This window comes from Paenibacillus sp. 2003, from assembly GCF_031455635.1.
In the GTDB taxonomy this organism is placed as follows: Bacteria; Bacillota; Bacilli; order Paenibacillales; family Paenibacillaceae; genus Paenibacillus; species Paenibacillus amylolyticus_B.
The window spans coordinates 720,117-735,750 of the sequence record NZ_JAVDTB010000001.1 but is presented as its reverse complement, the minus strand read 5'-3'; the positions used below and the strand labels follow the sequence as shown (position 1 = coordinate 735,750).

The window sequence follows — 15,634 nt, the reverse complement described above, 5'->3', positions numbered from 1 at the left end:
GCGAGATGTGATTAGCCTAACTTCTTCCTAATGTATATAAGTGTATGGGTAAGTGTCCTATTATGATGATTTATTAAGATGAAGAAGTCGTTCTCCGATTATTGAAAATCTGTAATATACAATAGATTTGCAGGCACAGTCTGACATCTGCTGATGTTGGATTTGTGCCTTTTTCTTGTCTGAATTGGTGCATGATTTGATCTAATACATGACATCCCCTATGATGGAATGGATGTTATACATACTCGGTTATCCAATCGAAAGGAGTACGTCTAATCATGAAAGCCGTAGGCGTCATTGTTGAATATAACCCCTTGCACAATGGGCATGTCTATCATTTGCAAGAAGCTCGGCGGCTAAGCGGCGCAGACGCCGTTGTTGCAGTTATGAGCGGCCCTTTTCTCCAGCGTGGCGAACCCGCCATCATTGGTAAAAGGGCACGCACCGAGATGGCGCTGCACGCAGGCGCGGATCTCGTGCTTGAACTGCCGGTTGCGTACGCGGTCCAACCGGCCGAGTGGTTTGCCTTCGGTGCGGTATCGCTGCTGCACCGCACCGGCATTGTGGACTCGCTCTGCTTCGGCAGCGAGTCCGGCGACCTGGACAGCCTGCAGCGCATTGCGCGCGTGCTGGCTGTGGAGCCCGCAGGGATGCGCGAGGACATCGCGCGCCGCCTGCGGGAAGGCGCCAGTTACCCCGCCGCGTACGCAGGCGCGGCGGCGGCACTGGCGCCCGGCGGCGTCGATGTTCACGACGCCGCTGCACTGCTGGAGCAGCCCAACAATTCGCTTGGGCTGCACTACCTGATCGCGCTGCAAAGACTTGGCAGCGCGATCCAGCCCTTTACGGCGGCGCGTACCGGTGCCGCGTATCATGAGGCGACGCCCGGGCCGGGGGCGATCGCCAGTGCCACAGCCGTCCGCCGCTTGCTGATGGCGGACGGACCCAACGCCGCCGCGCCCTACGTGCCGGCGGCAACTCTTGCCATTCTGCATCGCGAATGGCAGGAAGGGCGCGCTCCCATACACTGGGAGCGCTTTGCGCAGCCGCTGTTGCACCTTGCGGCCACCCGCCGTGCCTCCGAGCTGGAACGCATCGCCGAAGTCACGGAAGGCCTGGAACACCGACTGAGCCGTGCACTCGCTCAGCTCCCGGAGCCTTCAGTCGAAGCACTCCTGAATGCACTGAAGACCAAACGATACACACGCACCAAACTCCAGCGTATGCTCGCCCACCTGCTCCTGAATCACACCAAAGCCGAGTGTTCACCAGAGCAATTGGCTACCGGACCTGGATATCTCCGAGTCCTCGGATTTAATGCTCAAGGGCAGAGCCTGCTTAAACAAATGAAGAAGACCGCCTCACTGCCTGTTGTACTGAAACCGTCGACGTTCACACACAATCAACTTGAACTGGATATACAAGCTCAGGTTGCGTATGGGCTCGCTTGCGAGCATAAGGACACACGCAAGATGTTCAGTGACTACTATGAGTCGTCTGTAAGGCTGTAATTCGCTTTTATACAATTAAAAAAATCCCCTTGCTGCGCGCCGCTCAGGCACCTCGCAACAAGGGGATTTCCTTATTAACTTCTGTTGATCTTCTCAAATCTCTTGATCACACTTCATTCCAATGCAATCAATTATTCTGATTTCATCCGTTCTTTATTCATGCGGTTCAACGTTGGCTCGATCTCTTCCCGCCCGATTATAACCTATGATTTCACGGACAAGGTTTTCAAATAAGCCAGCGCATCATCCACCGTGCCCACAGGCACAAGCTTCATTTTGGTGCCGATCTGTTCAGCCTTGGCTGCTGCTTCCTTATAGTTATCCTTAGGCACAAAGAAGATCTCCGCTTCTTTTCGGTCAGCGGCTACAATCTTGTGCACTACACCACCAATGGCACCCACCACACCGTCCTTGGTAATGGTACCCGTACCCGCAATTCGATGCCCCTTGGTCAGATCTCCAGGTGTTAACTGGTTATAGATCTCCAACGTAAACATCAAGCCGGCAGACGGACCACCAACCTGAGTATCTGTAAAGGAGATCTGTTTGTCCGGATCTTCAGCTTTCACCTTCTGAACCGCACCAATCATAACGCCGAGTCCCGGGCGCGTTTCACCCGTTTTACTGTCTTTTACCTGAATCAGTTTCACGTCCCGGCTAATGGTCTCTCCACCACGTTCCAGTTGCATTTCGACTGTATCTCCGACCTTTTTATCTTTTAACTGGGAAGAAAGCACCGTATTATCCGGCGTAGCTGTTCCGTTCACTCCCAGAATGATATCTCCCGGAGCAATGTCTCCTTCCGGTTTTGGGTCTTCGGACAGTCCAAATACAAAGATATGTTCAGGTACAATAGAGTAAGCCACATCAGCCTGCTCATATGCAGCCTCCATTGCGGAGGATTGTGAGTCACTCATGAACCACACCTGTTCAGCAGAGTATTCCGCTTCGCTTTTGCCGCGCAGTCGGTCTTCCTTTTTATCCACTTGAGCATTTTTATTGAACAGAGAGGTTCCTAGCAAAAACACATTGGCATATGTTGCCGACACGGTCGTCATCATGAACACACCGCGTTCTTCCTGGTCTCCACCCTTAACGGTTACCATTGGTTTTACTTCATCTGCACTGCCAGGCATATATATGATATACGGCGTTGGCATGTACACGGCAACATAGACGACCAGAGCTACCACGATCACAAAGATCGAAGCTCTGAATCCGCCAGATTTCCGAATCCGATTCATCGCATGAGCCTCCGTTCTTTGTATCTCTATATAAGCTGAACTCTACACTAATCAGCGATAGTAATTCCATCTTGTTTAATCATTTTTTCAAGTCTAACACTCTGGTCCTTGTGCATACAATGGTACAGGCCGGATAGGCCGCTGTATACAATAGCCTGTCCGGTCAAGGCCGAACCGCCCTTCGGGCGTCATTCGGCCGTCCATAACGATTCAGATGCCAAATCGGCGTTATCTGATATGAGGTGAAACGATGACATTACAGAGCGAGGTTAGAGATTCTGGCCCGTTACGAACGATAATCCTAAGCACCGGCGCTTTAATGTTGGTCATTGCGGTAGTTGCGTCCCCCAAAGAAGCGTTTGACGCCTCTATTCAAGGTCTGGATATATGGTGGAAAATCATCTTCCCTGCCATGCTCCCGTTCCTTATGTTATCCCAAATGCTCACTGCGTTTGGCTTCACCCATGCAATCGGGGCTTTGCTTGGACCGTTGATGCAACGGTGGTTTAGACTTCCAGGCAACGCAGGTCTGGCGATTGCTGTTGGCATGTGCGGCGGATTCCCCGCAGGAGCAGATGCGGTATCCCGTTTATTTCAGGATAGACAAATTACCGCCAAGCAGGCGGTTGTCCTTGCGGCGGCATCTCATTTTGCCAATCCAATGATGATCATACTGGTCGTCGGTGCTGCTTTTCTCCACCAGCCAGCGGCCGGATATTTTCTACTCCTGGTCCACTGGATCAGCGGCTGGATTGCTGCCATTCTTGCCACGCGTCTCCTGCCTGCAGCGGGTAACCGAACAAACAGGGTTGGCTCGACAGCCCTGCAAGCAGATAACAGCTCTCTTGATTCTCAGCCTACAAGTCCTGCAAGTTGCACAAGTCGCTCATCTGCACCCCACCATGCTACGTCTAAACGACGCAGTATATGGTCCGATATGATGATTGCAGCCAGAGAAGCCCATAGTCGTGATGGAAGAGGATTTGGCAAACTGCTCGGTGACACCGTATCCCAAGCTGTACAGACCTTGATGATGACTGGAGGATACATGATCGGTTTTGCCGTGTTTATCCGGTTGGTCTCCCTTTATCTGACTCCCGGCTCCTCTGCTGCGCTTTGGCCAGCCTTCTTCGAGCTTCACCTGGGCACCTATCATTTGAGCCAGACTTCATTAACACCCATGCTGCTCATGTCTCTACTTGCAGCCGTTCTCGGATGGGGTGGTTTATGCTCCCATCTGCAAGTTTCTGCTGTCTTGAAAACTACTGGTCCGGGCACCAAATCGATGTTGTACTTTGCTGGAGTTCGCCTGACTCATGGATTAATCGCTTTTTTCATCAGTCTGTTCCTATGGATGCCGTTCAGCCGTTATAGCACAGAAGTCTGGACCACATTACAGACGAATGCAGAGCAAGACCTCTCAACACCATTCGGTTGGCTATTCATACATAGTCCAGGTAACACATACACGATCAACACCATTTGGAGTGTCTTCCCTGCTGCATGTATGGGTCTTGCGTTACTTCTTGCAGTCATGATTAGTCTATCGGGTCTTACCTTCTGGTTTAACCGCCGGTTTTCTCGCTGATTTTCTGACGGAGCGCAGCTTCCACTTCAGGTGAGACAAGATCTGTAACATCTCCATGATAATGAGCGATTTCTTTGACGATGCTGGAACTTAAATAGGAATACTTCGGATTTGTCATCATAAATATCGTTTCCGCATCCGGGTTCAACTTGCTGTTGGTCGATGCCAATTGCAACTCGTATTCAAAATCGGTTACCGAGCGTATACCACGAACGATGACCTGAGCTTCCTTTTGCCGGACGTAATTGGCCGTCAGATCGCGGAAACTGTCCACCTCCACATTTGGTAGATGACGGGTTACTTCCGTAATCAGTTCTTTGCGTTCCTCCACCGTAAACAGCGGATTTTTGCTCATATTGTTCAACACAGCCACAATGACGCGATCAAATTGCTTCGACGCTCTGGCGATAATATCCAGATGCCCCATCGTTACGGGATCAAAACTTCCAGGATATACGGCGATCCGTTCCTGTCGATGTATCATTTCAGTCATGAGGAGCCTCCTCTTCCGGTGTAATGGATTCTCCATCTTCAACTGCTTCAGGCGAATAATAGTAGATGGATACTGCCGTCTCCCCATACAAAGCCTTGCGCGTTTGTTCAAACGGGCCGAATTGCTCAGGGTAATCATGTTTGGATTCATATTCAAGCACGATGGTTGCTTCGGGTTCCAAAAGTTCCAGTTCGTGCATGGTTAACATCAACTCGTGCCCGTTCTTCATGCGATATGGCGGGTCAAGAAACACCAGATCAAACGTTGTGCCTCGTTTGGCGAGTGCCTTCAATGCCCGACCTGCATCATTACGATATACGGCCGCCTGGTCTTCAAGCTTGGTCGCCTTCAGATTCATGCGGATAACTTCAATACTTTTCGATTCCAAATCAACAAAAACAGCCTTGTCCATGCCGCGGCTCAGCGCCTCAATACCGAGACCTCCACTGCCTGCAAACAGATCCAATGCTGTGCCGCCCTCAAAATAAGGACCAACCATGCTAAATAACGCTTCCTTCACCTTGTCGGTGGTCGGCCGCGTACCCGTGCCAGGAACAGCCTTTAGCGGCCTGCCTTTTGCACTCCCAGATACCACTCTCACTTGACGAGTCACCTTTTCTCTATGTAAGTTTATTGATACGACTATCGTACCACACTCGGGTTCAGTTTGAAAAATGTGCGGTCTTCATTTCCCTTGGAAAATTGTTGACGAATTGTTGACGCATATGTATAAAAAGGAAACAATCGGGCGATTCTATAATTATCGACATCACAAGTGTCGTAGACAACCGCGGAGAAGACTTACGTTTCCCCATAAGCTCTTCGTCCGGTTTCTCCTCTCCCATGAAAAAGAAGCTCTCGAAAGAGGGCTTCTTTTTGTTGTTTAAGTTTTCATTTATTATGTTAGTTATATTTTTCTTCAAATTCACTTATTTCGGCTTCCTCTTCAGTCTGCAACCATCCAATCTCCCTCAGCCACATGCCCATATCTGCGATAAACTCATTCACTTTTAAATGTTCAATCTTGTATTTCTGTATCTTTTCACTCAAAAAAGCATAAAACTCATGGCTTAACGCATACCGTTGTTTGCTTTTGCTTAATGTCTTATACCGATCCTCACTGACCACCAGATCAAAATAGATGACCTTCTCCTTCTTCACATGCCTAACCGTGGACCTTCTATCGTATTCTTCAGGAAGACACCTGAAAACAAAGAAGAGTTCTATATCGACTACTTGATATTTGCTTTCTGCTTTATCAAACACAGACTGCAACTCATCCGAAAGATTGGCAACTTGCGTTAAACCTGAAGTGTCAGTTGATCGGCCCAGAATCATCACTAAACTCCTCCTTGTTCATTTTCAACATTCGTAATGAAACTAAAAAAGGCTGACTAGTGATGTAAACTCCGTCAACCTTTCCTAATGTTTATCATTCTTGTGTATTACAACAGGAAGCTATGCTAATTCAGCTCTCTATGTTTCCGATTGGAAAGTCGTAAATTGATCAATGGAATGATAAGTAAAACAACCGGCAAGAGAAGATTTATCGAACCCGTCTTAATCATCATGAAGGTAATAAACAGCACGGCGAGCCAGATTATAATCTCCATCATTTCATATTTGGTTAACGTAAGAAGCTTGAATGCTTTTCTCGAAATGAAACGAATCAAAAAATAAGCGATCAAGCTATAGAACAGGATCATTCCCAAAATTGCAACAGTGATTATGAGGTACATCTCCACCATAAAAATCTCACCCGACCCTAATATCATTTCCTTAATTTTACCATATAAGCAATAGGGTGTCATTCCAAATTCCGAACCAGCGTTCCTTCAAGACTGCGATTTACGCTTTACTTCTCTTCTACAACAATCGTTGCATTATAGATCACAACGCGTTTCCCATTGAGATCAAATAATACTTTATTGCCGTATTCCGTATCTTCCACGTCAATTTTGCCGTCATAGGTCTGAATCAATTCACCATTATTGCTGTACACTTTAACAACCCTCTCCAGGCCGCCCGAGTTATTGGACCTCATCGTTTTGAGTGCACGTTCACCTGAAGCGGTATTGAAATACCATATGAAACATCCAACAATGATGCCCAGAAAGACCAACACCGTCACCCATATACCTGTCTTTGCTTTTTTACTCATCTTGAACCCCCTCTTATGTTTCCTGTCTCGTACATTACGAGGTTGGAGAGAGAACGGTTTCATACAATGCCTCTCAAGCTGTTCGTTGACATAACAAAACAGAGGCCTCCGATGAGCGAAGACCTCTGTTCTTTATAGTATACATTCTTTATTCTGTACGATTCTTTTACTTACAGTGCACGAATGACAAATTCAAATGTCAGTTCGCCGTCTGAAGGGATCAGGTATTCCGGATGAACTGGAGCACCCCAGCTATCATCACCGCCAACACCCATTTGTTTTCCTGCTACAGTCACGACCGTATAGTGCACAGGAGGCAATTCGTACGCATGCTGTGCGTTCTCCAGCTCAAATGCTGTATATGGTGATACATTCAGCTCAACCGGAGTTCCTGACGCTTCAATTTTGAAGCCACGTCCCGCGTTGTCTGTCAATTTGGCCCAACGTACGCCCGTACGGTTGCCCGATTCCTGCGGTACCAGATAAGGAGCCACGGTATCAGCTACCTTACTTCCATGGATACCCAGACGTGCGCCAAATGCGCGGTCTGCATAGTTTTCTTCGGGTCCCATCGCGAGCCATTCCACGTTTTCGAAGTCAGGTGATGTTCTGAAGGACAATGCATGGATTGGCAGGTTAGGCAATCCAGCTGTACCTTTGTACGTATTATGCACACGCACGCTTCCATCTGCATGTACAGTATAGACCACTTTCACTTGTACATCCTCCGAAATGTTGAGCTTGTACGTGAACTCGATCCGGTATTGATCCGGTTTCTGTTCCGCTTTCCACTCTACAGAACGTGGCATCAGGCTCGCTGCATACCAGGCACCCAGTTCGAAGCCCATCGCCATTCCTTTGTCATTATCCGTCATTGCACGCCAGAAGAGCGGTGCAGGTGGTACAGCAATGGTCTCACGACCGGACAATTTTAGGGAAACCAGTGTGCCAAACTGTTTGGAGAACAGCGCATGCGTTTTGCCAGCACGAACACCGATGTTAACGTCACCTTCAACCACTTGTACATCACTTACAAGGTTCAGGTCCGTCTGGGCTGCATCATTTACCTGATCCTGTGTGAAAATAAACTGTCCAAATGCCACTTCTTCGCCTTTGTCAGCCCACAGTGTAGCTTCTTTTAACACAAATGCGGTGTTCACAGCGTACTCGCCGCCCACCAGGGATTCTGTACCCAGCGGAAGCTTAACTACTGTCTCGCTTTGCGCATCCACGTTCACTTCCAATGTTCCACGCAGCACTTCATGTCCCTCACGCTCCAGGCTGTATACCAGTTCCAATACAGATGTATCTGCGAACAGATTACCGTTTACGATTTTGACGCCTTCACGATCCGGGAACAGCTTGATGTTCTGGTACAGGAATTTAACCTCCTGCATTTTCGCAGTTACTTTACGATCAGCATGGACAATACCGTTGCCACAGAACGAATAGTCTGATGGCCGATCACCAAAATCTCCGCCATAAGCGAGGAATTCTTTGCCGTAACGATCTTTTTTATAAATGGATTGGTCGATGTAATCCCAGATGAATCCACCTTGATACATCGGATATTTGTCTTCCAACTCCGTATACTTGTGCATACCGCCAATAGAGTTACCCATGGCATGCATGTACTCACAGCTGATATAAGGTTTCGTCGGGTTTGCATTCAGGAATTCCTCAATGTCCGCCGGTTTGGCATACATGCGAGTCTCCATATCACTTGTTTCATCGAAACGGCGATCATGGAATACACCTTCATAATGTACCAGACGTGTTGGATCAGCCGATTTGAAGTATTGGGATACTTTGTAGATGACTTCACCACCATGTGATTCATTACCACAAGACCAGATCAGAATGGACGGATGGTTTTTGTCACGCTCCACCATGGATACAGCGCGGTCCATAACGATATCATGCCACTCCGGTTTGTCACCTGGAATAACCCATGAAGGCTCAACGGCGCCAAGTTTCTGCCAAGATCCGTGTGTCTCCAGGTTCATCTCGTCAATAACATAAAGTCCGTATTCATCACACAACTCATACCAAAGACTTTGGTTTGGATAGTGTGACGTACGTACGGCATTCATGTTGTTCTGTTTGATCGTACGAACATCCCACAGCATATCTTCCTTCGTAACCGCACGTCCACGACGCGGGTTGAACTCATGGCGATTCACACCTTTGAATACGATACGTTTACCGTTGATGTGCATCACTTTATCGATCATTTCAAATGTACGGAAACCAACGGCTTGAGGAACAACCTCAACCAGTGTACCCGCAGCATCATATACACGAATATAAAGGCGATACAAGTATGGAATCTCTGCGCTCCACAGATTCACTGTACCAATATCTTCCCGAAGACTTACTTGTCCATCGTTAACTTTGGATTCAAACGTTTTAACGGTATTACCTTCACGATCGCGAAGTTCAGCCTCTACACGTGCTCCTGCAACCGCTTTTCCTTCCAGCTTCAGATCCACTTGCAAAGTACCGTTGGTATAGGACTTGTCCAGATCTGTGCGAACATGAACATCACGTACGTGTGCAGTCGGGACGGTATACAGATACACATCTCTGAAAATGCCGGAGAAACGCCAGAAATCCTGGTCTTCCAGCCAGCTGCCTGTGCTGCGTTGATACACCTCAACCGCGAGTTTGTTCTCTCCATCCTGAAGGAATGGCGTCAGGTCAAAATCAGATGGCGTGAAGCTGTCCTCCCCGTATCCTACGAATTGTCCATTAAGCCATACATAGAATGCAGACTCTACACCTTGGAAAGAAATATATACCGGATTCGACTCCCAACCTGTCGGCAGGTGGAATGTGCGAATGTAACTTCCAACCGGATTTTTATCCTGTGGCAATGCCGGCGGACGAATTTCGTTCAGTCCATCCCAAGGATATTGTGTATTTACATATTGAATCTGTCCGTATCCTTGTAGTTGGATATGCCCCGGAACTTCAATATCATCCCAGCCTTCACTGGAAAAATCGGATGTATAGAAAAACTCAGAACGGCTGTCTGGACGAATTGCATAGTTGAATTTCCACGTACCATTCAGATCATAACGCATGGACATCGCGCCTGAACCTACAGCCTCGTCCATTGTTTGGTAGTAACGGTGATCGGAATAGGCATGAAGACGGTTCACCTCAAATACACTTACGTCCCCCAACCAGTTGATATCTGCCTTTGTTGCTTTCATCGGCTCTCTCTCCCTTTAAAACGTTATAGTTTGACTTATTCAAGGTTTACGCTGGATTTCCTTTTGCTTTACATAAACAAAAAAGACAGAGGTACGCCATAACAGCGCCCTCTCTTCTTTCCTGCATCCGTCATTTGCACGGATTATGCTGTTTTCATTACTTCACGGAACCTACCATACCTGCAACAAAATGTTTCTGCATGATGAAGAAAACGATTGCTGTAGGCAGTGTTGCAATCACGATTGCTGTCATGATTACTCCGTAATCCGGAGAATAACCAGCACCCAGATTTGAGATCAACAGTGGAATCGTTTGTTGGTCAGGTGTTTGCAATACAATGAGTGGCCACAGATAGTTGTTCCAGCTACTCATGAATGTAATGATTGCTGCCGCTGCATATGTTGTTTTCATGGTTGGCATATAGATCTTCAAGAAGATGCCGAGTTCACTCAAACCATCAATACGTCCAGCTTCCAGCAAGTCTTTTGGGAACATTTTGGTGTTCTGACGGAAGAAAAAGATCAGGAACGCTGTTGCGATGGTTGGCAGGATCACTGCTGCCATCGTGTTGATTCCGATAACCGGTGCAACTCCCGAGATTGTTGCAAACATACGATACAATGGTACCATAATCGCTGCAAACGGGATCATCATGGACAACAACAGGATATTAAACACGACATCACGGGACTTCGTGCGATATACCTCGAAGCCATAACCTGCCATGGAACCAATAAACAGTGCCAAGACAGTGGAGATTACAGAGATAATCGCCGAGTTTCCGAGAGCCTGTACCAGATTTGTCGAATCAATCAGTTTGTTGAAGTTATCAATAAAAGCTGAACCGGGCAGCAGTCTACCCTTGGTGACATCGACTGATGCATTTGTTGAACTGACCAGCATCCAGAAGAAAGGGAAAATGGATACAAAGGCGACGATGGATAGGAACACATACGTGAAAATCCGTTTTGCTTTAGCTTTAGCCATTTTTATTATCACCTGCCACTTTAAACTGGATGATGGACAATACAATAATCAAGATTACGATGGAATAAGACACTGTTGCTGCATAACCGAAGTCCGGTGAATATTTGAACGAAAGGTTGTAGATGTATTGTGAAATCGACATGGTCGCATTACCTGGACCACCTTTGGTAATATTCATGATCTCATCGAAGATTTGCAATGTACCAATCGTTGATGTGATGGACGTGAAGAGGATAATCGGTTTAAGCAAAGGTACTGTGATTTTGAAGAATTGTGTAAAAGCATTCGCTCCGTCAATTCTTGCAGCTTCATAGATCGATTGATCGATGTTTTGCAGGGATGACAGATAGAAAATCATGTTATATCCGGTCCAACGCCAAGTAACGGCGATTATGATCGTAATTTTAGCCCAGAACGGGTCTGTGATCCATTGAATTGGATCGCCAATAATGTGCAAGCCCATAAGGAATTGATTCACCATTCCATCGGGTGCGAACAAATATTTGAATACAACAGAGTACGCTACCAATGAAGTTACACAAGGCAAGAAAATCGCTGTACGGAAGAAGCTCCGGAAGCGTAGTGTGCTGTCATTCAGCAATACGGAAATAAACAAACCAAGAATAATCATTACAGGCACTTGAATAATCAAGTAGATAAATGTATTCGATAATGCTGTACGGAACGTTGTATCCACTAACAATCTTTTGTAGTTAGAAAGGCCCGAAAATTCAAGATTGGCTCCTACACCAGACTTGAACGATAAGAGCAGCGCTTGGATCATCGGGTAGAAGTAAAATGCAACAATCCCGACAACAGCCAGCAAAACAAAAGCCCATCCAGTCAAATTATTTTTCTTTTGGAGACTGTCTCCTGTATTCATGGCTTTCACAGTATGGCTCCTCTCTCTCCATGGAACATGGGTAGAACCCACGGAGCCTCTCACCATATCCGGTTCGACTTGCGCCGGACATGGGAGACGGTTCCGATGTTTCCTAGGGTTCTATAAGTTACCTTGGGTATCTTAGTTTAATTGTGCTTCAGCTTGTTTTTGTGCATCAGCCAGAACGTCATCGATTGATTTTCCGTTCAGGAATGCTTGCATTTCTACAACCAGAATATCTTCAATGGCATATGTGTTGATACCATAGTTTACGCTTGGAATTTCTTTCGTCCAATTCGCAAAGTCTGTGAAGATTTTTTGTCCGCCGAAGTACTCGTCTGCTTTCGCATAAGCTTCGCCATCAACTGCTGGTTTGTACGTACCAATTGCGCCGATGTTGTTCAACAGATCTTGATACAATTGTTTGTCAGAACCAAATGTTTTTGCTACAAAATCAGCTGCTTGATCTGCACCAGGAACGTTGTTCATAACATACCAAGAGCTACCACCCAAGTTGGATGCGTGAACAGAGTTTGGTTGACCAGCCATTTTCGGCATTGGAGCTACAGCCCATTTACCGGATTGGGAAGCTTCTTGACGTACTGATGGTGAGAACCAGTTACCTGTAGGAATTGTTGCTACGCTACCGTTATTGGCGTTGGCAACGAATTGACTCCAATCAGAGTGCAATTTAACAATGTTGGCATCCATCATCGCTTTGTAGGTGATGAAAGCTTCTTTCAGTGCAGCGTTAGTAGCAATGTCAGGTGTTTTACCATCTTCTGTGGAATACCATTTACCTGCAGTTTGGATCATCATACGAATCAAACCAAGGTCATTCGGGTCAAGAGAAAGAAGCTCTTTACCTGTTTTAGCTTTTACGTCTTTACCAATTTGGATGTAATCATCCCAAGTGATGTCTTGCAGGTCAGCTGCTTTGTAGCCAGCTTGCTCCAGCAGGTCTGTTCTGTAGTACAAACCAGCAACGCCAGAGTCAAATGGTACTCCGTATTGTTTGCCATCAAACGCTGTTGGTCCGAGTTTGTAATCTGCAAAATCGGAAGCCGTGATACTGGAAGACAGATCTTTGAACGCATCCGGATATGCATTCAGGAAGCTTTGTGAACGATAGTCTTCAATCAGAACTACGTTTGGAAGACCGCTGGCAGTTCCGGAGTTAAGACCTGTGTTCAGTTTCTGAATGATATCAGCTTGAGCGTATTCAATGATGTTAATTTTCACATCAGGATTTGCTTTTTGATATGCTTCTTTTGCTGTTTCCATTGCAGCTACGTTAAAAGCTTTGTCCCAAGCCCAGACCGTAATTTCGTTTGTTTTTTCGTCACCACCACTAGCGGACTTACCTCCGCCACCGGATGAACATGCGGACAACAGCAGTACTGTAACGAGCATCAATACCCACATTTTTTTCAAAACATTCAACTCCCCTTCAACCTCTTTGTGTGTAATTTGTTTGCGTTTTCTGAAAGCGGTTGCTTTCGATGTATTCATCTTATCATTCCCATATCTCCATTCGTTAGTAATAATTTTGTACGGATTTGTCATCTTATTGCCACAATGAAAACCTTTACAGAAACCGTTTGCATTAAATTTGGTTTTTTGTAATTTCTTTTGATTTTGTAATTTCTTGATCTTGAAATAGTACAAAAATGATTTCACCCGCTTTACCTCTGACACGTGAAAATCCCCCGTCTCTGTAGAAAACAGAAGCGAGGGATCTCGATTTTAAGTGTATTTAATCGAATCGGGTTTCGATTCAACTCGTGATTAAAGGCAGTGTAACGGTGACTCTCGTTCCTTCCCCAACCGTACTCATAATGGTGACACCATAAGGTGAACCATATAATAACTCAATACGGTCATGTACATTGCGAATACCGATACCGCTGAATAGTTGACGATTGTTCTTTGGATTGGGCAACGTTTCTCCCATGACAAGCCCTTCAATTCCATCCCCATTGTCCATAATCTCACAGATGAGTGATTCTCCCGCTCTGGAAACCATGACATGAATCGTACCCGTTTCTTTCTTGATGAATCCATGGAAAAATGCATTCTCGATAAACGGCTGGATCATCAGTTTGGGTACATGATAGTGTGTACAATCCGGAGCCACGTAGAAAGCTGCTTTAATCCGGCCACCATATCTGACGTGATTAATGAAGACATAATTTTTCAAATTCTCGACTTCTTGTTCCACTGTAACAGTCTGACTCACATCACTGATCGTATTTTGCAGCAATCCAATTAATGCATTAATGGTCTCCGCAGCCCTGTCTTTGTTGCCTTGTTGCACCAGAACTTTGACAGATGCAAGTGTATTGTACAAGAAGTGAGGATTAATCTGACTCTGTAATGCCGCAAGCTCTGCGTTACGTTGTTCATGCTGGGTCTGTACTAACTGATCCACATAATCATGCAGTTCATCAAGCATGTAATTGTAAGCATGGCCCAGCTGCCTGCTCTCGTAGCTTCCACTCACCGGAATATAGTTGTCCAGATCACTTTTCGTAATATTGGACATCTGCTTCACAAGTCTGCGCAGGGACTTGGTAATCTGGCTGGTGATGAGAAATACCAGAATAAGGGCACCTACAACAATAGCTGCACAGATCAGGGCAACCGTCTTCATGTCGATGAGTTGACCCATCGCCAGATCCTTATCCACGACATTGACAATGTAAAACCGATAGAACGGTAGATACTCGGATAGCACAACGCTATCCTGATCCATCACACGAGCATTAATACTTCTCGGAGAGTTATTGTTCATATCCCGGGCATACGATAGCAAATCCAGCTGGGTTGTTCCGATCCAGTCTTCACGATTCGATGATACAATCTCACCTTTTTCATTCATAATGACCACATCATTGCCACGACTTGTAAAGCTGCTGTAAAATTGCCGGAATATGTCTTCTCTCATCGTGACATAGAGCGTACCGTATATTCGGCTGCGTGTTCGGTCCGTCAACGCCTTCGTCGCAGAGATCATCTGCTGACTCCCGATCATTGCCTCGTTTTGGTAATCATCAAAGATAAGACGACTGGGCGTCTCAGCAGCTTCCATCGTAATTGGCTCTTGCTTCAATTCATCCACGGACAACTGAAGGTGAGCGCGATTCGTGGAATAGCTCCGTCCATTAATCCCGATAATCGTTATCCCTACTTCGTAGGATTCGGTTATGGATTGAATTCGATCCATCGTTTCCCTCATATTATAGAAGGATTTGGCCATCGTGAGGGAATCGGCATCTCCTTCCGACAGGAATCCTCGGATCGATCCACTCTGCGTCACATTATTCGATACGGCAGCAATGGCCTCGTTAAATGACTCAAAATTTGTCTTGATCTGATTAAGCACCTTGGAGTTTGTGATACTGAACGTCTCGGTAAACAGATTGGTTGACATGTGAATGGTCGTCCATAAGATGAGTACAGAAACGAGGACAATACTGACCACCATAACCAAAAACAACTTGGGAAACAATCCGAGACGAGATAATTGGTTCATCCATTTTTTCATG

12 protein-coding genes are annotated in these 15,634 nt (G+C 46.3%); 2 read left to right on the top strand and 10 right to left on the bottom strand.

Going from position 1 to position 15,634, the window contains the following annotated elements; genetic code table 11:
- Positions 1 to 278: 278 nt before the first annotated feature.
- Complete coding sequence (locus J2X75_RS03400) at positions 279 to 1,511, top strand: nucleotidyltransferase (protein ID WP_310334302.1); 1,233 nt, start codon at positions 279 to 281, stop codon at positions 1,509 to 1,511.
- Positions 1,512 to 1,714: 203 nt separating this feature from the next.
- On the opposite strand, the gene J2X75_RS03395 is transcribed toward J2X75_RS03400, so the two are convergent.
- The gene (locus tag J2X75_RS03395; protein WP_310334301.1) at positions 1,715 to 2,755 is read right to left on the bottom strand and encodes a SepM family pheromone-processing serine protease; all 1,041 of its coding nucleotides are present in this window, start codon (positions 2,753 to 2,755) and stop codon (positions 1,715 to 1,717) included.
- Between the two features lie 250 nt (positions 2,756 to 3,005).
- On the opposite strand from J2X75_RS03395, the gene J2X75_RS03390 reads away from it, so the two are divergent.
- A complete protein-coding gene (locus J2X75_RS03390) occupies positions 3,006 to 4,343 on the top strand; it encodes a nucleoside recognition domain-containing protein (protein ID WP_310334300.1) in 1,338 nt (445 codons plus the stop codon).
- On the opposite strand, the gene coaD is transcribed toward J2X75_RS03390, so the two are convergent.
- The 9 genes from coaD to J2X75_RS03345 all read right to left on the bottom strand — a co-directional run bounded on the left by coaD (position 4,321) and on the right by J2X75_RS03345 (position 15,633).
- Entirely contained in the window at positions 4,321 to 4,827 is a 507-nt protein-coding gene (gene coaD, locus J2X75_RS03385; protein WP_085981453.1) for a pantetheine-phosphate adenylyltransferase, read from the bottom strand. The genes J2X75_RS03390 and coaD overlap by 23 nt on opposite strands.
- A gap of 1 nt (position 4,828) precedes the next feature.
- Positions 4,829 to 5,437: a 16S rRNA (guanine(966)-N(2))-methyltransferase RsmD gene (gene rsmD / locus J2X75_RS03380; RefSeq protein ID WP_124114041.1), complete on the bottom strand. Its 609-nt coding sequence runs from the start codon at positions 5,435 to 5,437 to the stop codon at positions 4,829 to 4,831.
- A 302-nt stretch (positions 5,438 to 5,739) separates the two neighbouring features.
- On the bottom strand, positions 5,740 to 6,177 hold the full coding sequence (locus J2X75_RS03375) for a hypothetical protein (protein ID WP_310334299.1): 438 nt from the start codon (positions 6,175 to 6,177) through the stop codon (positions 5,740 to 5,742).
- 514 nt (positions 6,178 to 6,691) lie between these two features.
- Positions 6,692 to 6,997, bottom strand: coding sequence for a hypothetical protein (locus tag J2X75_RS03370; protein ID WP_017689244.1), 306 nt, complete (start codon positions 6,995 to 6,997; stop codon positions 6,692 to 6,694).
- A gap of 170 nt (positions 6,998 to 7,167) precedes the next feature.
- On the bottom strand, positions 7,168 to 10,215 hold the full coding sequence (gene lacZ / locus J2X75_RS03365) for a beta-galactosidase, LacZ type (RefSeq protein ID WP_310334298.1): 3,048 nt from the start codon (positions 10,213 to 10,215) through the stop codon (positions 7,168 to 7,170).
- Between the two features lie 157 nt (positions 10,216 to 10,372).
- A complete protein-coding gene (locus tag J2X75_RS03360; protein WP_062833750.1) occupies positions 10,373 to 11,203 on the bottom strand; it encodes a carbohydrate ABC transporter permease in 831 nt (276 codons plus the stop codon).
- Positions 11,196 to 12,086, bottom strand: a complete 891-nt coding sequence (locus J2X75_RS03355; RefSeq protein ID WP_036610887.1) for a carbohydrate ABC transporter permease — start codon at positions 12,084 to 12,086, stop codon at positions 11,196 to 11,198. Before J2X75_RS03355 ends, J2X75_RS03360 begins: the two co-directional genes overlap by 8 nt.
- Before the next feature lie 141 nt (positions 12,087 to 12,227).
- A complete protein-coding gene (locus J2X75_RS03350; RefSeq protein ID WP_310336632.1) occupies positions 12,228 to 13,511 on the bottom strand; it encodes an extracellular solute-binding protein in 1,284 nt (427 codons plus the stop codon).
- A gap of 352 nt (positions 13,512 to 13,863) precedes the next feature.
- Positions 13,864 to 15,633: a sensor histidine kinase gene (locus tag J2X75_RS03345; RefSeq protein WP_310334296.1), complete on the bottom strand. Its 1,770-nt coding sequence runs from the start codon at positions 15,631 to 15,633 to the stop codon at positions 13,864 to 13,866.
- Position 15,634 lies beyond the last annotated feature (1 nt).